Consider the following 19,249-nt stretch of genomic DNA (forward strand, 5'->3'; position numbering starts at 1 on the left):
ACCCCCCTTGCGGAATCCACGTCACGTCTCTTTTCAATTACATGCTCAGGCCAGGCCGGACAATGCTCGCCAAATTCCCGCATATCGAAAACGGAATCACCCACTCCGGGCGCCGAATAGCGAACACCGGATGCCGGTATTCGCGCGTTTACGAGGAGTAATGATCTTTCCGGCGGTATTTCCGCAGCACAACGCGAGGGCGCGCCCTCGATCGAGGACGCGCCCTGGATGCCTCGCCGCGCCGGCGGCGTCAACCGAATCGTTACCCGGGCGGACCGCTCCCCGGCCCGTCCTCCTCCCCGCCCTGCGGGCCCGGCTCGTCCTGCGGGCCCTGCCCGCCCGGCCCCTCGCCGCGCTCCGCAGCGCTCTGCCCGATCTCGCGCTCCGCAGCGCTCTGCCCGATCTCGCGCTCCGCAGCGCTCTGCCCGATCTCGCGCTCCGCAGCGAAGTGACACGCCGAGTCGTGCCGCGCCGCCCCCTCCAGCCACGACGGCGAGGTCAGCAGCGGCGTCTCGGTCGCACAGCGGTCCTGCGCCTTCCAGCACCGGGTGCGGAAGCGGCAGCCCGAGGGCGGGTTGGCCGGCGAGGGGACGTCCCCGGTGAGCACGATCCGGTCCCGGGACTCCCTGGCCGTCGGGTCGGGCACCGGGACGGCCGACAGCAGGGCCTGGGTGTACGGGTGGGTCGCGTGGTCGTAGATCTCCGCGTCGCTGCCGATCTCGACCATCCTGCCGAGGTACATCACCCCGACCCGGTCGGAGATGTGCCGGACGATCGACAGGTCGTGCGCGATGAACATGTACGACAGGTTGAAGTCGCCCTGCAGCTGCTCCAGCAGGTTGATCACCTGCGCCTGGACGGAGACGTCCAGCGCCGAGACCGGCTCGTCACAGATGATCACCTCCGGCTTGAGCGCCAGCCCCCGGGCGATGCCGATGCGCTGGCGCTGGCCGCCGGAGAACTGGTGCGGGTACCGGTTGATGTACTCCGGGTTCAGCCCGACCACGTCCAGCAGGTCCTGGACGGCCTTGCGGCGGTCGCCCTTGGGCGCCACCTCGGGGTGGATCTCGAAGGGCTCCCCGATGATGTCGCCGACCGTCATCCGCGGATTCAGCGAGGTGTACGGGTCCTGGAACACCATCTGGATGTTCCGCCGCACCGCCTTCAGCCCGGCCCCGGACAGCCGGGAGATCTCCTCGCCCTTGTACTTCACGGATCCGCCGGTGGCCGGCTCCAGGTTCATCAGCACCTTGGCCAGCGTGGACTTCCCGCAGCCGGACTCGCCGACGATGCCCAGCGTCTCGCCCTGCATCAGGTCGAAGCTGACCCCGTCGACCGCCTTCACCGCGCCGACCTGCTTCTTGAAGACGATCCCCTTGGTCAGCGGGAAGTGCTTGACCAGCTCCCGCACCTCCAGGATCGGCTCCCCGCGCGGCACGGCCTGGGCGAAGGCGGCCTCCGCGGGCACCGCACCCAGTGCGCTGGCTCCGTTAGCGCTGCTCATGGAGGGTCTCCTTCCAGAAGAAGCAGGCACTGCCCCGCCCGGTCACCGGGGCGCCGTCGTCGTCGGTGACGGGGAACAGCTCCGGCACCTCGGCCCGGCAGCGGTCCTGCGCCCGCGGGCAGCGCGGGTTGAACGCGCAGCCCTTGGGGATCCGCAGCAGGTTGGGCGGCAGGCCCTTGATCGCGTAGAGCTCCTGGCCCTTCTGGTCCAGCCGGGGGATGGAGTCCAACAGGCCACGGGTGTACGGGTGCGCGGGCCGGGCGTAGAGCTCGTGCACCGGGGCGGTCTCGACGATCCGGCCCGCGTACATCACGGCGATCTTGTCCGCGACGTCGGCGACCACGCCGAGGTCGTGGGTGATCAGGATCAGCCCCATGTGGAACTCGGCCTGCAGCTCCGCGAGCAGGTCCATCACCTGGGCCTGGACGGTGACGTCCAACGCGGTGGTGGGCTCGTCCGCGATGATCAGGTCGGGCTCCAGGGCCAGCGCCATGGCGATCATGATGCGCTGGCGCATGCCGCCGGAGAACTGGTGCGGGTAGTCGTTGACGCGCTGCTTGGCGGCGGGGATGCGCACCCGGTCCATCAGCTCGACGGCCTTGTCCTTGGCGTCCTTGCGGGACGTCCCGTGGTGGGCGCGGAACATCTCGCCGAGCTGGAAGCCCACCGTCAGCACCGGGTTGAGCGAGGAGAGCGCGTCCTGGAAGATCATCGCGATCTTCTGCCCGCGGATCTTCCGCCGCTCCTCCTTGCCCATCTTCAACATGTCCTGGCCGCGGAAGCGGATCTCACCGCGCGGGATGCGGGCCGGCGGCATGTCCAGGATCCCCATGATCGCCTGTGCGGTCACCGACTTGCCCGAGCCGGACTCCCCCAGCACCGCCAGCGTCTCCCCGGCCCGGACGCTGTAGTTGACCCCGTTCACCGCTCTGGCGACGCCGTCCCGGGTGACGAACTCGACGTGCAGGTCCCGCACGTCGAGCAGCGGCCCCTCGTACGGCGCCTCGCGCGCGGGCCTGGTGGCGTCCACAGCTGTAGTCACGATGCGTTCCCCTCGCTCAGCGAAGCTTCGGGTCGAGGGCGTCGCGCACCGCGTCGCCCATCATGATGAAGGCCAGCACGGTGACGGAGAGCGCCGCGGCCGGGAAGAACATCACGTACGGCGCGGTGCGGATCACCTTCTGGGCGGAGGAGATGTCGATGCCCCAGGAGATGGTCGGGTCCTGCAGGCCGATGCCGAGGAAGCTCAGCGTGGCCTCGGTCGCGATGTACCCGCCGAGCGCGATGGTGGCGACCACGATGACCGGCGCCACGGCGTTGGGCAGGATGTGCCGGAGCATCAGCCGCCCGGTGCCCGCGCCGAGCGCCCGCCCGGCCACCACGTAGTCGGCCTGTTTGACGGTCAGCACGGCGCCGCGCATCACGCGGGCGATCTGGGTCCAGCCGAGGACGACCAGGGCGAAGACCACGGCCCACACCGTGCGGCTGGAGAAGCCGTTCAGCAGGACCAGGGCGCCGAGTAGCAGCGGGATGCCGAAGAAGATGTCGATGATCCGGGAGAGCACCGCGTCCACGGCGCCGCCGAAGTAGCCGGCGACCATGCCGGTCAGCCCGCCGAGCAGGGTGACGCCGGCGGTCACGAAGATGCCGACCGTGATCGAGGCGCGGGCGCCGTACACCACCCGGGCGTAGATCGAGCGGCCCTGGGCGTCGTAGCCGAACCAGCCGGCCCCGAAGAAGTCGGTCCAGTCCGGGCGCTTGAGGTAGTCGTGCACCAGGTCGGCCTTGCGCGGGTCGGCGTCGGTGAACGCCCACGGGAAGATCGACATGATGATCAGCAGCAGGATCAGGACGGTCGAGATCAGGAAGACCGGCCGCCGCCGCAGGTCGCGCCAGGCGTCGCCCCAGAGGCTGCGGGCCTCCTCCCGTTTGGCCGGGTCGGCCTCGATCAGGGTCTCCTGCTCGACCGCCATGCCCTGCTCGCCGGCGAAGTCGAGGTGCGAGACCCCGGGCTTGGGGTGCGGCTCGTACGAGTCCTCGTCGTGGATGTCAGGCATAGCGGATCCTCGGGTCCAGGACCGCGTAGAGCAGGTCGACGAGCAGGCTGGCGACGAGGTAGACGATCACCAGGACGGTGACGATGCCGACCACCGTCGGGCCTTCCTTCTGGTTGATCGCCCGGTACAGGACGTTGCCGATGCCCTGCACGTTGAAGATCCCCTCGGTGACGATGGCGCCGCCCATCAGCGCGCCGAGGTCCGTGCCGAGGAACGTGACCACCGGGATCAGCGAGTTGCGCAGCAGGTGGCGGGTGATGATGGTCCGCCGGGGCAGGCCCTTGGCGACCGCCGTGCGCATGTAGTCGGCCCGCAGGTTCTCGCCGATGGACGTGCGGGTGAGCCGCGCCACGAACGCGAGCGAGAGCGAGCCGAGCACGATCGCGGGCAGGATCAGCTGGGAGATGTCGGTGGAGTCCTGCACGGTCGGGGTGACCCAGCCCAGGTTGGTCGCGAAGATCGTCTGGGCGATGTAGGCCAGCACGAAGACCGGGATCGAGATCACCAGCAGGGTGAGGACCAGCACCGCGGTGTCCCGGATGCTGCCGCGCCGCAGGCCGGAGACGACGCCGAGGAGCAGGCCGAAGATCACCTCGAAGCCGAAGGCCAGCAGGGCGAGCCGGATGGTCACCGGGAAGGCGTCCGCCATGATGTCGGTGACGGGGCGGCCGGTGAAGCTGGTGCCGAAGTCGCCCTGGAAGAGGTTGCCCATGTAGTGCAGGTACTGCTTCCAGACCGGCTGGTCGAGGTAGTACTTGTGTTTGATGCTGGCCACCACCGCGGGGTCGGCGGCCTTCTGGCCGAACAGGGCCGAGACCGGATCGCCCGGCAGCGTGTAGACCATCAGGAAGATCAACAGCGTGGCGCCGAAGAACACCGGGATCATCTGCAGCACCCGCCGCAGTACGTAACTGCCCATCCGAGCCTCCTTCCTAGGTGCGCGACCGGCCGGGACGGTCGGCCGGGAGGGCCGGGCCCCGCCCTCCGTGCGGGGAGGGCGGGGCCGGCGCGGGGGGCCTGGTCAGCCCTTGACCTCGACCTGGGTCCAGGCCGGGTTGCCGAAGGAGTCGAACATGACGTTCTGCACGTTGGTGGAGTAGCCCGAGTTGGTGCGGTAGTACCAGAGCGGGATGGCGGGCATCCCGCTCGGCAGCACCCCCTCGGCCTGCTGGTAGCCGGTCACCGTGTCGGAGATGTTGGGGGCCTCGTCCGCCTTGGTGGCGTCCGCGTCGAACTGCGGGTCGCTGTAGCCGAAGTCGTTGGACGCGGCGCCGGTGCGGTAGACGTCGGACAGGAAGTTGGCGTTCAGCGGGTAGTCCTGCACCCAGCCGGTCCGGAAGGCGCCGGTGACCTGGTGCCCGGTGATCGCCGCCCGGGCCGTCTTGAAGTCGGGCTTCGGGTCCCCGGTGCACTCGACGCCGGTGTTCTGCCGGATCGAGTTGCAGACCGCGTCGACCCACTCCTTGTGGCCGCCGTCCGCGTTGTACGTGATGGTCAGCTTGTTGCCGGGGACACCGCCGCCCTCGGTGATCAGCTGCTTGGCCTTGGCCGGGTCGAAGTTGCAGAAGTCGCCGCAGGTGCCGGCCTTGTAGCCCTCGACGCCGTCGGCCACCCAGGCGGAGGCGGGTGCGCGCGACCCCTGCAGCACCGTCTTGGTGATGGTGTTGCGGTCGATCGCCATCGACAGGCCCTGGCGCACCTTGGCCTTCTCCGGCGGGGCCCAGTCGGCCTGGTAGAGCGGGAAGCCGATGTTCTGGATGGCGCCCTGCGGGGAGTCGATCGCGCGGTCCCCGAGGTCGCTCTTGTAGGTGGCCAGCGCGGACGGCGGCACCTGGTCCATCACGTCGAGGTTGTTGGACTGCAGGTCCGCGTAGGCGGCCTCGGACGTGTTGTACATCTTGAAGACGACGCCGCCGTTCTTCGGCTTGTCCACGCCCTGGTAGTCCGGGAAGGTCTTGGTGACCACCTGCTGGTTGTGCGACCAGCTGACGAACTGGTACGGGCCGTTGCCCACCGGCTTCTGGCCGTACCCGGCCGGGTCGTTGAAGAACCCGTCCGGCAGCGGCGAGAAGGCGATGTAGCCGAGCTTGTACTCGAAGTACGAGACCTTGTTGACCAGCTTGATGGTGAAGCCCAGGTCACCGGTGACGGTCAGGCCGGACATCTTGGTGGTGGTCGGCTGGCCGCTGGCCGGGTGGACGTCCTTGTAGCCCTCGATGTCCGAGAACCAGGAGCTGTTGATCTGGTTGTTGCTGGCGGTCGCCGCCCAGTTCCAGGCGTCGACGAAGTTCTTGGCGTGCACCGGGGTGCCGTCGTGGAACTTCCAGCCGTCGTTCAGGGTCACCGTGAAGGTCTGCGAGTCGCTGGTGTCGATCGACTTCGCCACCTGCATGCGGATCTTCGCGTTGCTCGGGTCGTAGTCCACGAGCCCCTTGAAGAGGTTCTGGATGATGCGACCACCGCCGACCTCGTTCGCGTTGGCGGGCTGCAACGGGTTCTGCGGCTCGCTGCTCTGGTAGCTGAAGGTCTTGCTGGTGTCCGACGAGCTGCTGCCTCCGCCGCCGCTGCTGCACCCGGTGGCCACTAGGACCACGGATGTCGCAGCGGCGAGGACCCAACGAACGCGGGCGGCTACGGGCATGGAGGTCCCTCCTCATGGTGTGTGTCGCATCACACCCCATGAGAAGCGCGCCCCGGCGACGGCGCGAGTCGGGTACCCCCGGACGGGTGCAGGACCCCGCCTGCCGAGTTGACGGAACGACGGAAGGGCCCGCGGCGCGTGGCCGCGGGCCCTTCCGGGTGCCTCGTGAGGAGCGGGGATCAGGCGGCGGCCGTCTCCCGGACCTCGGCGAAGTGGCAGGCCGACTGGTGCGCGGCCGGGCCCTCCAGGACCGAGGGCACCGCGAGCAGCGGGACCTCGGTGGAGCAGCGCTCCTCCGCCTTCCAGCAGCGGGTGCGGAAGCGGCAGCCCGACGGCGGGTTGGCCGGCGAGGGGATGTCGCCGCTCAGGATGATCCGGTCGCGCGACTCGCGCGCGGTCGGGTCCGGCACCGGCACGGCGGACAGCAGCGCCTGGGTGTACGGGTGGGTGGCGTTCTCGTAGATCTCCTCGTCGCTGCCGATCTCGACCATCTTGCCGAGGTACATCACGCCGACGCGGTCGGAGATGTGCCGGACGATCGAGAGGTCGTGCGCGATGAACATGTAGGAGAGCTCGAAGTCGCTCTGCAGCTGCTCGAGCAGGTTGATCACCTGCGCCTGGACGGAGACGTCCAGGGCGGAGACCGGCTCGTCGCAGATGATGATCTCGGGCTTGAGCGCGAGGCCGCGGGCGATGCCGATGCGCTGGCGCTGGCCGCCGGAGAACTGGTGCGGGTACCGGTTGATGTACTCCGGGTTCAGACCCACGACGTCCAGGAGGTCCTGGACGGCCTTGCGGCGGTCGCCCTTGGGCGCCACCTCGGGGTGGATCTCGAAGGGCTCCCCGATGATGTCGCCGACCGTCATGCGCGGGTTCAGCGAGGTGTACGGGTCCTGGAACACCATCTGGATGTTGCGGCGGACGGCCTTGAGGCCGGCACCGCTGAGCTTGGAGATGTCCTCGCCCTTGAAGAGCACCTGGCCGGAGGTGGCCCGCTCCAGGTTCATCAGCACCTTGGCCAGCGTGGACTTGCCACAGCCGGACTCGCCGACGATGCCGAGCGTCTCGCCCCGCATCAGGTCGAAGGAGATGCCGTCGACCGCCTTGACCGCGCCGACCTGCTTCTTGAAGAGGATGCCCTGGGTCAGCGGGTAGTGCTTGACCAGGTCCTTGACCTCCAGGATGGGCTCAGCCATGGAGGGTCTCCTTCCAGAGGTGGCACGCGCTGCGGCGGCCGGTGAGCTCCTTGCCGTCCTTGTCGGTCACCTGGTGCAGCGCCGGGATCTCCGTGCGGCACAGGTCGGTGGCGACGTCACAGCGGGGGTTGAACGCACAGCCGGCCGGGACCTTCAGCAGGTTCGGGGGCAGGCCCTTGATCGCGTAGAGCTCCTGGCCCTTCTGGTCCAGGCGCGGGATCGAGCGGAGCAGGCCCTTGGTGTACGGGTGCGCCGGGTTGGCGTACAGCTCGCGCACCGGGGCGGTCTCGACGATCCGGCCCGCGTACATCACGGCGATCTTGTCCGCGACGTCGGCGACCACGCCGAGGTCGTGGGTGATCAGGATCAGGCCCATGTTGTACTCGGCCTGCAGCTCGGCGAGCAGGTCCATCACCTGGGCCTGGACGGTGACGTCCAGGGCGGTGGTGGGCTCGTCCGCGATGATCAGGTCGGGCTCCATGGAGAGCGCCATGGCGATCATGATGCGCTGGCGCATGCCGCCGGAGAACTGGTGCGGGTAGTCGCCGACGCGCTGCCTGGCGGCGGGGATGCGCACCCGCTCCATCAGCTCGACGGCCTTCTCCCGGGCCTCCTTCTTGGAGGCGCCGCGGTGCACCCGGAACATCTCGCCCAGCTGGGCGCCGACGGTCATGACGGGGTTGAGCGAGGACAGCGCGTCCTGGAAGATCATCGCGATCTTCTGGCCGCGGATGAGCCGGCGCTCCTCCTCCTTCATGGCCAGCATGTCCTGGCCGCGGTAGAGGATCTGGCCCTGGCTGATCTTGCCGGGCGGCATGTCCAGGATGCCCATGATGGTCTGGGCGGTCACCGACTTGCCGGAGCCGGACTCGCCGAGCACCGCGAGGGTCTCGCCGGCGGCCACGGAGTAGTTGACGCCGTTCACGGCCTTGGCGACGCCGTCCCGGGTGTGGAACTCCACGTGGAGGTCCTTGACCTCCAGCAGCGGGGTGCCGATTTCGAGCCGGCCGCTCTTCTGGTTCTTCTCGATCACGGTGGTCATCGGGTCGTCACCTCTTCTCTCAGCGGAGCTTCGGGTCGAGGGCGTCGCGGACCGCGTCGCCGAGCATGATGAAGGCCAGCACGGTGACGCTCAGGACCGCAGCGGGGAAGAGCAGCACGTGCGGGGCCGCCAGGAAGCGCACCTGGGCGTCGCTGATCATCAGGCCCCAGGAGATCTCCGGGGACTGGACGCCGATGCCCAGGTAGGACAGCGCCGCCTCGGCACCGATGTAGACGCCCAGGCTGATCGCGGCGACGACGATGACCGGCGCGATGGCGTTCGGCAGGATGTGCCGGAAGGTGATCCGGCCGGCGCCGGCGCCCAGGGCGCGGGCGGCCATCACGTAGTCGTTGTTCTTGTTGGCCAGCACCGAGGCGCGCATGATGCGGAAGATCTGCGGCCAGCCGAGGACGGCCATCACCAGCGAGACGGTGTAGGCGTTGCCCTTGCCGAGCATCGACATGATCAGCATGCCGCCGAGCAGGGTCGGGATCGAGAAGAAGATCTCGGTGAAGCGGGACAGGATCGAGTCGATCACCCCGCCCTTCCAACCGGCCAGCAGGCCCAGCAGCGAGCCGACCAGGGTGACCGTGGTGGTGGTCAGGATGCCGACGATGATCGAGTTGCGGGCACCCCAGATGGTGCGGGTGTAGTTGTCGCAACCCTGGACGTCGTATCCGAACCAGTGCTCGGCGCTCGGACGCTCCAGCGAGTGCGACAGGTCGCACGCACCGTTGGAGAACGGGCTGCCGTCGGTGAACCACTGCGGCACGATCGAGATGACGATCAGCGCCAGCACCAGCACGCCGCCGATGATGAACAGCGGGTTGCGGCGCAGGTCGCGGACGGCGTCCGACCAGAGGCTGGCGACGCGCTCCGGCTTCGCCTTCGCCGGCGCGGCCTTCGGGCTGTTGTCCCCGGCCGGCGCCGAGGCGTCCTTGGTGATGGTCTCACTCATAGCGAATCCTCGGGTCGAGCACGGCGTACAGCATGTCCACGAGCAGGGTGGTCACGAGGTAGATCATCACCAGCAGCGTGACGACGCCGACGATGATCGTGCCCTGCTTCTGGTACACGGCCTGGGCGAGCAGACCGCCGATGCCGTGGATGTTGAAGATCTTCTCGGTGATCACCGCGCCGCCCATCAGGCCACCGAGGTCGGCGCCGAGGAACGTGACGATCGGGATCAGCGCGTTGCGCAGGGCGTGACGGCCGATCACCCGACGGCGCTTCAGACCCTTGGCGACCGCGGTGCGGACGTAGTCCGCGCGCATGGTCTCCATCAGGCTGGTGCGGGTCAGACGGGCGACGTACGCCAGCGAGAGCGAGGCGAGCACGAAGGCCGGCAGCAGGTAGGCCCGCAGGCCGTCGTCCTCGTTGAACGAGACCGAGAAGAAGTCGATGCCGTACGAGTTCTTCAGCTGGACGCCGAGCACCAGCTGGAGGATGAAGCCCGTGACGAAGACCGGGACGGAGATGACCAGCAGCGTGCTGATGAGGACCAGCTGGTCGAGGAACTTGCCCTTGCGAAGGGCCGCCATGACGCCCGCCGCCACACCGACGACCGCCTCGATGATGAATGCCACCAGGGCGAGGTTCATGGTGTAGGGGAACGCGTCGCCGATCATTTCGCTCACCGAGCGACCGGTCAGGCTCTCACCCAGGTTGCCCTGGAAGACGCCCGAGATGTAGTTCCAGTACTGAACGAGGAACGGGTCGTTCAGGTGGTACTTCTGACGGATCATCTCCGCCACGATCGGGTCGGCACGCTTCTCGCCCGCCAGGGCCTGCACCGGGTCACCGGGCAGGTAGTGGACGAGCGCGTAGATCAGCAGCGTCGCGCCGAGCAGGACAGGGATTGCCTGTATCAGTCGGCGGATCACATAGCGGCCCATCAGACCTCCATACTTTCGGACAAGGAAGGGAGGCGGGCAGAGCCGGACTGTGGTCCGGTCCACCCGCCCCCATTCGTCTGACTACCGGATCAGCCGGCCAGCTCGACTTCGGCCAGGTTGTAACGCGACTGGGCGTCGGTGTCGAAGTTCTTGATCTTCTTCGTGTACGCCGCCGAGGCCTGGTAGCTGTAGACCGGGATGTACGGCATCTCCTTGATGAGGATGTCGTCGGCCTGCTGGTAGAGCTTGATGCCCTCGTCCTCGGTCTTCGCCTGGTCGGCCTGGTTCAGCAGGTTCTCGAAGTCCTCGTTGACGTAGCCGCCGTAGTTCGAGCCGCTCTCGATCGCGACCTTCGAGAAGATCGGACGGAGGTAGTTCTCGATCGACGGGTAGTCCATCTGCCACGCCATGCGGAAGGCGCCCTGGTACTGCTTGGCCTGCAGCGCGTCCAGGATCTTGCCGAACTTCTCGAACGGCTTGAAGGTGACCTCGACGCCGAGGTTCTTCTTCAGCTGGTTGCCGACGGCCTCGATCCACTCCTTGTGGCCGCCGTCGGCGTTGTAGCCGAGCTCCAGGGTGTTGTTCGGCAGACCGCCGGCCTGGGTGAAGAGGTCCTTGGCCTTCGCCGGGTCGTACTTGCAGGCGTCGCCGCAGGCGTCCTTGCGGTAGCCGTTGATCAGCGGGCTGATGAAGTCCGAGGCCGGGACGCGGGTGCCGGCGAAGATCGTCTTGGTGATCTGGTCCCGGTCGATCGCCATCGAGATCGCCTTGCGGATCTCGGGCTTGGCGTAGGCCGGGTTGTAGGCGATCGGGAAGCCGATGTAACCGACGCCCGACTCCGGCTTGTTGATGTAGCGGTCACCGAACTCGCTGGCCACGGAGGACATGGCGGAGATCGGGAGCTTGTTGGTGGCCTGGATGTTGTCGGCGCGCAGGTCGTTGTACGCGGTGTCCAGGTTGTCGTAGATCTTGAACGTGACGTTCTGCAGCTTGGCCTTGGTGCCGCCGTAGTTGTCGAATCGCTTGATCTTGATCTGCTTGTTGTGCTCCCAGGCGCCGTCCATCTGGAACGGGCCGTCACCGATCGGGTTCTCGCCGAAGGCCTTCGGGTCGGCGAAGAACGCGTCGGGCAGCGGGTAGAACGCGCTGTAGCCCAGCATGGTCTTGAACTGGGAGAACGGGTTCTTCAGGGTGACGGTGAAGGTCTTGTCGTCGACGACCTTCAGGCCCGACAGCTCGGTGGCGGTGGGCTTCTTGTCCTTGCCCGGGGCCAGCTGCTCGGAGCCCTCGATCTTGTCGAAGAACGGCATGCCCTCGGCGGCGTTGTCCTGGTTGGCGCCCCAGTTCCAGGCCTTCACGAAGGACTTGGAGGTGACCTTCTCACCGTTGTGGAAGGTGTAGCCGTCCTTGAGCTTGATCGTCCAGACCTTGGAGTCCGTGGTCTCGATCGACTCGGCCACCTGCAGGCGCGGGGCGTTGGTCTTCTTGTCGTAGTCGACCAGACCGGTGAACAGCGCGTAGAGGACCTGGTTGCCCTCGGACTCGGCGGTGTTCTGCGGGATCAGACCCTTCTGCGGCTCACCGAGCTGGACGGCGATGCTGCCGCCGCCGGACGCGGCCTTGTCGCTGCTCTTCGAGCTCGTGCTGCAAGCGGTCGCCGCAAGGGCGATCGCGGTAGCCGCGACAACCCACTTGGTCGTGGTTGCACCGCGCATGGGGGATGCCTCCTGAAATCGACTATCCAACGAGGAGAGCACCGCGGAAGGTTGATACCGGATCCGCTGTGCCGTCCGCGCTCGTGGTTTCGGCGCGCACCCCTGCGCGTTAACCCTTGACCCGAGCCTGACTGGCTCCACTATCCGTCACGCACGGACACGAAAGTGACCAATGCCGATCTCAATTAGGTCACATGAACGGTCGGTAAGTTTCGAAAACCGGACATAAGAGACATAGTCAGACAGGTACCAAACGGACAGTCGTCATGCATGACGGAGTGTCGTGTTCGCTCAGCGGACACCCGGCTGTGGTAAGCGATATTCCGTTTATACGCGCGTCGACAACTTGCGGTAGTTGAAAAAGTTCGCCCCCCTCTCCATCGGAAAGGGGGGCGAACTTTCGGCCAAAGGCCGTTCAGGACGACCTGATCACGCCTTCTTGGCGCGCGAAGCGGTGCGCCCGCGGTCCTTCTGGTCCAGCACGACCTTACGGATGCGAACCGTCTCCGGGGTCACCTCGATGCACTCGTCCTCGCGGCAGAACTCCAGCGACTGCTCCAGCGAGAGCTTGCGCGGCGGGACGATCGACTCGGCGACGTCGGCGTTCGACGACCGCATGTTGGTGAGCTTCTTCTCCTTGGTGATGTTCACGTCCATGTCGTCGGAGCGCGAGTTCTCACCGACGATCATGCCCTCGTACACCTCGGTGCCCGGCTCGCAGAAGAGCACGCCGCGCTCCTGCAGGTTGGTCATCGCGAAGGCGGTCACCACACCGGCGCGGTCGGCGACCAGCGAGCCGTTGTTGCGGGTGGACAGCTGGCCGAACCACGGCTCGTGGCCCTCGTGGATCGAGTGCGCGATGCCGGTGCCGCGGGTGCTGGTCAGGAACTCGGTGCGGAAGCCGATCAGGCCGCGGGACGGCACCACGAACTCCATCCGGACCCAGCCCGAGCCGTGGTTGGACATGTTGTCCATCCGGCCCTTGCGGACGCCCATGAGCTGCGTGACCGCCCCCATGTGCTCCTCCGGCACGTCCACGGTCAGTCGCTCGACCGGCTCGTGGGTCTTGCCGTTGACCTCCTTGGTGACCACCTGCGGCTTGCCGACGGTCAGCTCGAAGCCCTCGCGGCGCATGGTCTCGATCAGGATGGCCAGCGCCAGCTCACCGCGGCCCTGCACCTCCCAGGCGTCCGGGCGCTCGGTGTCCAGCACGCGCAGCGACACGTTACCGATCAGCTCGCGGTCCAGGCGGTCCTTCACCTGGCGGGCGGTGACCTTGCGGTCCACCTTGGCGCCGGACTTGGCGTCCGCGCCCTTGCCGCTGCCGCCGCGGCCGACCAGCGGCGAGGTGTTGGTGCCGATGGTCATCGAGATGGCCGGCTCGTCCACCGTGATCAGCGGCAGGGCGATCGGGTTCTCGGTGTCGGCGAGGGTCTCGCCGATCATGATCTCGGAGATGCCGGCGACGGCGCAGATGTCACCCGGGCCCGCCACCTCGGCCGGCTTGCGGGTGAGCGCCTCGGTCATCAGCAGCTCGGAGATGCGGACGTTCTGGATCGAGCCGTCGCGCTTGATCCAGGCCACGGTCTGGCCCTTGCGCAGCTCGCCCTGCTCGACGCGCAGCAGCGCGATGCGGCCGAGGAAGTTGTCGGCGTCGAGGTTGGTGACGTGGGCCTGCAGCGGCGCGTCCTCCTCGTACGTCGGCGCGGGGACGTGCTCCAGCAGGGTGGAGAAGAACGGCTCCAGGCTGGTGCTGTCGGCCGGGACGGTGCCGTTCTCCGGCTTGGTCAGCGAGGCGACGCCGTCACGGGCGCAGGCGTAGACGATCGGGAACTCGATCTGGTCCTCGTCCGCGTCCAGGTCCAGGAACAGGTCGTAGGTCTCGTTGATGACCTCGTCGATCCGGGAGTCCGGGCGGTCCGTCTTGTTGATGCAGAGGATGACGGGCAGGCGCGCGGTGAGCGCCTTGCGGAGCACGAAGCGGGTCTGCGGCAGCGGACCCTCGGAGGCGTCGACCAGCAGGACGACCGCGTCCACCATCGACAGACCGCGCTCGACCTCGCCACCGAAGTCGGCGTGGCCCGGGGTGTCGATGATGTTGATGGTGATCGGCGCGCCACCGTCCTTGGGGTGGTACTTGACGGCGGTGTTCTTCGCGAGAATGGTGATGCCCTTCTCGCGCTCCAGGTCGTTCGAGTCCATCATCCGGTCGTCCAGCTGCTGGTGGGCGGCGAAGGCGCCGGCCTGCTTCAGCATGGCGTCGACCAGGGTGGTCTTGCCGTGGTCGACGTGGGCGACGATGGCGACGTTGCGGATGTCGTTGCGCGTGGGCATGCCTAGCTGATTCTCCCGGAATCGTGGGTTGCGGCGCCCGGCCGCGAGACGCCGACCTGCGATCCCTGTTGATCGCCGCCGCCCGTTCCGCCTGCTACTACCGGTCCACCCGCCGGGCATATGGACATGCCTCGGCTTCCTCCTATCGTACGGGGAACCGCCCAGGTGAGCAGAAACGACCAGGTCGGGCGGGATCAAGATCACAGCTGGATCACGTCCGGGGCCCCGTCCTAGGCGTTCCGGCCGATGTCCTGGAAGCGCGGCCAGGCGAAGCCCCAGGCGCCGGCGCCGGCGAGGTCCGTGCGGACGCCGACCAGCTCGGGCCGCTGGTAGAGGGGCACCGAGTGCCCGAGCTGCCAGATCCGGACGTCCGCCTCCTGGAGGAGGTCGAGGCGGGCGGCGGGATCGAGTTCGGCGGCGGCGCGGTCGAAGAGCCGGTCGATCTCCTCGGTGCCGCTACGGCCGTAGTTGCCGCCGGGGTCGAGGGCGCCGTCGGCGTCGGGCCGGGGCTTGGCGTAGGCGGGCCGCTGCTCGCCCGCGGGGCTGGCGCCGGCCGGCCAGGAGAACAGGGCGAGGTCGTAGTCCCCGGCGGCGAGGTGGTCCCGGACGAAGGTGTCGGCGGGCGCGGTGACCGCCCGCACCGCCACGCCGGACTCGGCGAGGTCGGCGGTGAGCGCCGCGGCGGTGCGCCCGGCGGTCGCGGAGCCGGCCGGGACGAGCAGGGTGAGGGCGAGCTCCCGGCCGTCCTTGACCCGGGTGCGGCCGGCGCCGGGGCGCTTCCAGCCGGCCCGGTCGAGCAGCCGGGCGGCGGCGTCGGGGCCGGCGGCCGCGCTGTTGTCGCGGTAGCCGTCCTGGTCGCCGGCGAGCAGGTGGCTGCCGAGCGGGGCGGCGGGCAGGCCGAGCGGGCCGAGTGCCGCCTCGGCGATCCGCCGACGGTCGACGGCGCGGACGAGGGCGCGGCGCAGGGCCGGGTCGGTGAGCGGGGCGCGGGCGGCGTTGAGGGTGAGCTGGGTGAGCGAGGCGGCGGCGGCCCGGTGGACGGTGACGCCGGGCAGCGCCTCGGCCCGCCGCAGGGCCCCCGCCGCCGCCTCCGGTGCGGCGGCGGGCGGCACGGGGGCGGGCGGCACCGCGCCGGGGACGGGTACGGGGGTGAGCCCGGCCGGGGCGGTGGCGGGCGCGGGCGCCGCCCGGTCGACCGCGGTGGTGAGCGGGGCGATGTCCAGCCGGTCCTGGTCGAGGGCGTCGAGGCGCCGCTCGGGCGGCGTGGCCAGGAAGTCGATCCGGTCGGTCTTCGGCCGGTCGCCCCACCACAGCGGGTTGCGGACGACGGTGACCGTCCCGCCGGCGGCGTCGTAGCGGGACACCGCGTACGGACCGGCGGTCGGGTGGGGCCCGCCCGTCAGCGGCCGGTTGAAGGCGTCCGCGGTGGCGGTCTCGGCGGCCGGGTAGAGCGGGCCGAACAGGGCGCGCCACTCGGCGCAGGGCCGCCGGAAGGTGACCCTGACCTCGTGCGGGTCGGCGCCCGCGGTGATCGAGTCGATGGCGTCGTACCCGGCCGGGTGGGCGCCCCGGTAGGCGGGGTCGAGGCCGGAGAGGGCGGCCCGCTGCGCGGTGAGGTCGGCGGCGGAGAGCGGGGTGCCGTCGCTCCAGACGGCGTGCCGGTTGAGCCGGTAGGTGACGACCTGGGGCAGCCGCCCGGGCGGGGTGGACTCGGCGCCCTCCAGGTAGTCCGGGTCGGGGACGAGCCGGCCGTGCTCGTCGGGCCGGAACAGCGAGGGGTAGAGGGCGTGGGCGAGCAGCGCCGAATCGGCGGTCGCGGCGTCCTGGTAGACGTCGAGGGTGGCCGGGACGCCGTCGACGGCCCAGCGCAGCGTGCCGCCGTCCCGCACGTCGGTGCGGTCGGCGGGCCGGACGTCCCCGGTGCTGGTGGTCGGGTCGGCCGAGGCGGGTGCGGGGGCGGGGGCCGGGGTGCGGGCCGGGGCCTGGTCCTCGGAGCAGCCACCGAGGACGGCGGCGAGCAGCAGCGCGGCGGCTGCGGCGATGAGCTGGCGGACGCGCATGGCGGCCATGGAACGCCGACCGGGCGCCCCGCCCGGGGCCGACACGGCGGCCGCCGGGCGACTGCACCCGGACGGCCGATCCCGCTACAGCCCCAGCTCGAACCAGACGATCTTGCCCTTGGGCGTGCGCCGGCTGCCCCAGCGCTCGGCCAGCAGGCTGACCAGCTGCAGGCCGCGCCCGCCCTCGTCGGTCTCCTGGGCGCGCCGCTGCCGGGGCTGGGCGTAGCCGTCGTCCCAGACCTCGCAGACCATGCTGCGCTCGCGCAGCAGTCGCAACCGGATCTCGCCCCGGCCGTGCTTGAGCGCGTTGGTGACGAGTTCGCTGACCAGCAGTTCGGTGGTGTCGACGAGCTCGTCCAGGCCGCGGGCGAGCAGCCAGCTGCAGGCCAGTTCGCGGGCCTTGGCGACGGAGGTCGGCTCGGGCGGCAGGAACCAGTTGCCGACGGCGTCCTCGGGGAAGGCGTGCACCTTGGCCATCAGCAGGGCGATGTCGTCCTCACCGTGGTGCGGGTTGAGCTCGCCGAGGACGTGGTCGCAGAGGTTCTCCAGGCTCCGGCCCTCGGCGGAGAGCGCGGTGCGGAAGGCGCGCAGGCCCTCGTCCAGCTGGTGCTTGCGGCTCTCCACCAGGCCGTCGGTGTAGAGGCCGAGGACGGCGCCGTCGGGGAGGGTCAGCTCGACCTCCTCGAAGGGCTCGCCGCCGACGCCGAGCGGCAGGCCGGGCGGTACGTCGAGCATCCGGGCGGGTTCGCCGGGGCTGAGCAGGACGGGCGGCAGGTGGCCGGCGTTGGCGAAGACGCAGCGCCGGGTGACGGCGTCGTAGACCGCGTAGACGCAGGTGGCCAGGTAGACCTCGCGGGCCTCCTCGTCGGCCGTGGAGGTGAGCCGGCCGTACTGGGTGGGCGGGCTGGCGGGCGCGGAGTCGTCGCCGAGGCCGCGGGCGATCTCGTCGAGGGCGCCGAGCACCTCGGCGGGGTCGAGGTCGAGCATGGCGAGGGTGCGGACGGCGGTGCGCAGCTGCCCCATGGCGACGGCCGCGCGCAGGCCGCGGCCCATGACGTCGCCGATGACGAGGGCGGTGCGGTTGCCGGGCAGCGGGATGACGTCGAACCAGTCGCCGCCGACCTCGGTGTTGTTGTTGCTGGGCAGGTAGCGGCAGGCGATCTCCAGGCCGCTGGCGGCCGGGTTGCCCGGGGGCAGCAGGCTGCGCTGGAGGATCAGGGCGCGCTCGTGCTCGCGGCGGTAGAGCCGGGCGTTGTCGATGCAGACGGCGGCGCGGGCGACGAGTTCCTCGGCGATGGCGACGTCGCGCGCGTCGAAGGGCTCGCTGCCGATGGCGCGGGACAGCTGGACGAGTCCGAGCACCTGGTCGCGGGCGACCAGCGGGACGATCAGCGTGGAGCGCAGCAGCGGGTCGGGGCCGGGCTCGGGGATGACGCTGCGGCCGGTGCGCAGCGCCCTGGCGTGCGGGGAGCGGCGCGGGTAACAGAGGGTCCCGCCGGCTTCGGCGATGGGCAGGCCGGTGACCGAGCCGAGGACGGAGGAGGCTCCGCCGACGACGCTGGAGACGGCGACCCGGCGCAGTTCGCCGCTGCCGTCGGTGAGCACGGTGTCGCCCAGGCGGCCGGCGCTGGGGACGGTCTCGCCGGAGAGCAGTGCGGTGTAGAGGTCGACGGTGGCGAGGTCGCAGAACGGCGGGACGACGACGTCGAGCAGTTCCTTGGCGGTGGTCTCCAGGTCGAGGGTGGAGCCGATGTGCGCGCTGGCCTCGTTGAGCAGGGCGAGGTTGCGGCGCACGCCGTCGGCCTCGCGCTCGGCGACGTGCCGGCTGGTGACGTCGGAGACCTGCCCGGCGACGCCGATGGGCTGTCCGGCGGTGCCGTTGAGCCGGTACAGCGAGACGGCCCAGAGCCGGTTGCCCTCGCGGGTGGGGACGGCGCCGTGGAAGCGCAGGTCGAAGACGGGTTCGCCGGTGGCGAGGACCTTGCGCAGGGCGGCGGTGAGCCGGTCGGCCTCGGAGGGCGGGAAGAGGTCGTGCGGGGTGAGGCCCTCGAGGTCGGTGGGGGCCAGGCCCATGCCGGAGGCGAAGGCGTCGTTGACCCGCTGCAGGCGCAGCCGGTCGTCGAACAGGATGAAGCCGGTGGGCGTCTGTCCGAAGACGGCCTCGGAGGCGGCGAGGTCGGTCTCGATGCGGCGCAGCCGGCCGAGGTCGACGGCGAGGCAGGTGGCCCCGGCGGTGGGCAGGGCGCTGTCGGGCATCAGGTAGAGCTCGGCGAGGCCCTCGCCGCCGGCGGCGTCCCGGTAGGGGGTGGTGCCGACCCACTCCTCGCCGGCCAGGGTGCGCTCCAGCCGGGCGCGGCCGCGCTGCCAGAGTTCGCGGGGGACGAAGGTGGTGATCGGGTCGGCGCCGACGGCGTCCGGGGCGGGGACGCCGAAGAACTCGGCGGCGCGCTCGCTCCACTGGCTGATCCGCCCGTCGGGGCCGATCGCGAAGGTGGCGACCCGGATGTAGTCGTAGATCGAGCCCGGGTCGCCGGCACCCCACGGGTGGCCGTCGGCCGCCGGGCGGCCGGTGCGGATGCGGCTCGCGCCGTCGCCGCCCGCCTGGGCGGCGCGCACGGGCAGCTGTGGTGCGCCGACCTGCCCGGGCACGGCGGCATGACCGCTGCTGCTCGGCGCGTTCCGCGCCGGGGTGCTGTTCAACGGACCGACCCCTCCAACCCGCGACCGTCCGGATGTCGAGAAGACCGAGTATTCATCATCGAGGGGTACGTTCACACGCCCTCAACATCACAACATCAGATCGGG

General features: G+C 69.7%; 13 protein-coding genes. All 13 read right to left on the reverse strand.

Translation table 11 applies throughout. From position 1 onward, the window contains the following. Positions 1-262 precede the first annotated feature (262 nt). Positions 263-1,504, reverse strand: coding sequence for an ABC transporter ATP-binding protein (locus ACIRS1_RS28095; protein ID WP_402844754.1), 1,242 nt, complete (start codon positions 1,502-1,504; stop codon positions 263-265). Further along, positions 1,491-2,546, reverse strand: a complete 1,056-nt coding sequence (locus ACIRS1_RS28100; RefSeq protein ID WP_360210810.1) for an ABC transporter ATP-binding protein — start codon at positions 2,544-2,546, stop codon at positions 1,491-1,493. Before ACIRS1_RS28100 ends, ACIRS1_RS28095 begins: the two co-directional genes overlap by 14 nt. Positions 2,547-2,562: 16 nt before the next feature. After that, positions 2,563-3,477, reverse strand: coding sequence for an ABC transporter permease (locus tag ACIRS1_RS28105; RefSeq protein WP_360210968.1), 915 nt, complete (start codon positions 3,475-3,477; stop codon positions 2,563-2,565). 76 nt (positions 3,478-3,553) lie between these two features. Further along, positions 3,554-4,480 (reverse strand): ABC transporter permease, encoded by a 927-nt coding sequence (locus tag ACIRS1_RS28110; RefSeq protein WP_360210812.1) that lies wholly within the window; start codon positions 4,478-4,480, stop codon positions 3,554-3,556. A 102-nt stretch (positions 4,481-4,582) separates the two neighbouring features. Next, on the reverse strand, positions 4,583-6,202 hold the full coding sequence (locus ACIRS1_RS28115; RefSeq protein WP_402844756.1) for an ABC transporter substrate-binding protein: 1,620 nt from the start codon (positions 6,200-6,202) through the stop codon (positions 4,583-4,585). Positions 6,203-6,381: 179 nt separating this feature from the next. Further along, on the reverse strand, positions 6,382-7,398 hold the full coding sequence (locus tag ACIRS1_RS28120; RefSeq protein WP_360210816.1) for a dipeptide ABC transporter ATP-binding protein: 1,017 nt from the start codon (positions 7,396-7,398) through the stop codon (positions 6,382-6,384). Continuing rightward, the gene (locus tag ACIRS1_RS28125; protein WP_360210818.1) at positions 7,391-8,440 is read right to left on the reverse strand and encodes an ABC transporter ATP-binding protein; all 1,050 of its coding nucleotides are present in this window, start codon (positions 8,438-8,440) and stop codon (positions 7,391-7,393) included. The genes ACIRS1_RS28120 and ACIRS1_RS28125 overlap by 8 nt, the downstream gene beginning before the upstream one ends. A gap of 19 nt (positions 8,441-8,459) precedes the next feature. Further along, the gene (locus ACIRS1_RS28130; RefSeq protein WP_360210820.1) at positions 8,460-9,398 is read right to left on the reverse strand and encodes an ABC transporter permease; all 939 of its coding nucleotides are present in this window, start codon (positions 9,396-9,398) and stop codon (positions 8,460-8,462) included. Next, complete coding sequence (locus ACIRS1_RS28135) at positions 9,391-10,335, reverse strand: ABC transporter permease (protein ID WP_360210822.1); 945 nt, start codon at positions 10,333-10,335, stop codon at positions 9,391-9,393. Before ACIRS1_RS28135 ends, ACIRS1_RS28130 begins: the two co-directional genes overlap by 8 nt. 89 nt (positions 10,336-10,424) lie before the next feature. Further along, a complete protein-coding gene (locus tag ACIRS1_RS28140) occupies positions 10,425-12,050 on the reverse strand; it encodes an ABC transporter substrate-binding protein (protein WP_360210824.1) in 1,626 nt (541 codons plus the stop codon). 429 nt (positions 12,051-12,479) lie between these two features. Then, positions 12,480-14,384: a translational GTPase TypA gene (gene typA / locus ACIRS1_RS28145; protein ID WP_360210826.1), complete on the reverse strand. Its 1,905-nt coding sequence runs from the start codon at positions 14,382-14,384 to the stop codon at positions 12,480-12,482. 230 nt (positions 14,385-14,614) lie between these two features. Then, positions 14,615-16,444 carry an ABC transporter family substrate-binding protein gene (locus ACIRS1_RS28150; protein WP_402844759.1) on the reverse strand — a complete coding sequence of 610 codons (1,830 nt, stop codon included), beginning with the start codon at positions 16,442-16,444 and terminating at the stop codon, positions 14,615-14,617. A gap of 84 nt (positions 16,445-16,528) precedes the next feature. Further along, positions 16,529-19,021: a SpoIIE family protein phosphatase gene (locus ACIRS1_RS28155; RefSeq protein WP_360210970.1), complete on the reverse strand. Its 2,493-nt coding sequence runs from the start codon at positions 19,019-19,021 to the stop codon at positions 16,529-16,531. Positions 19,022-19,249 lie beyond the last annotated feature (228 nt).

The organism is Kitasatospora sp. NPDC101176 (assembly GCF_044768035.1).
Taxonomy (GTDB): Bacteria; Actinomycetota; Actinomycetes; order Streptomycetales; family Streptomycetaceae; genus Kitasatospora.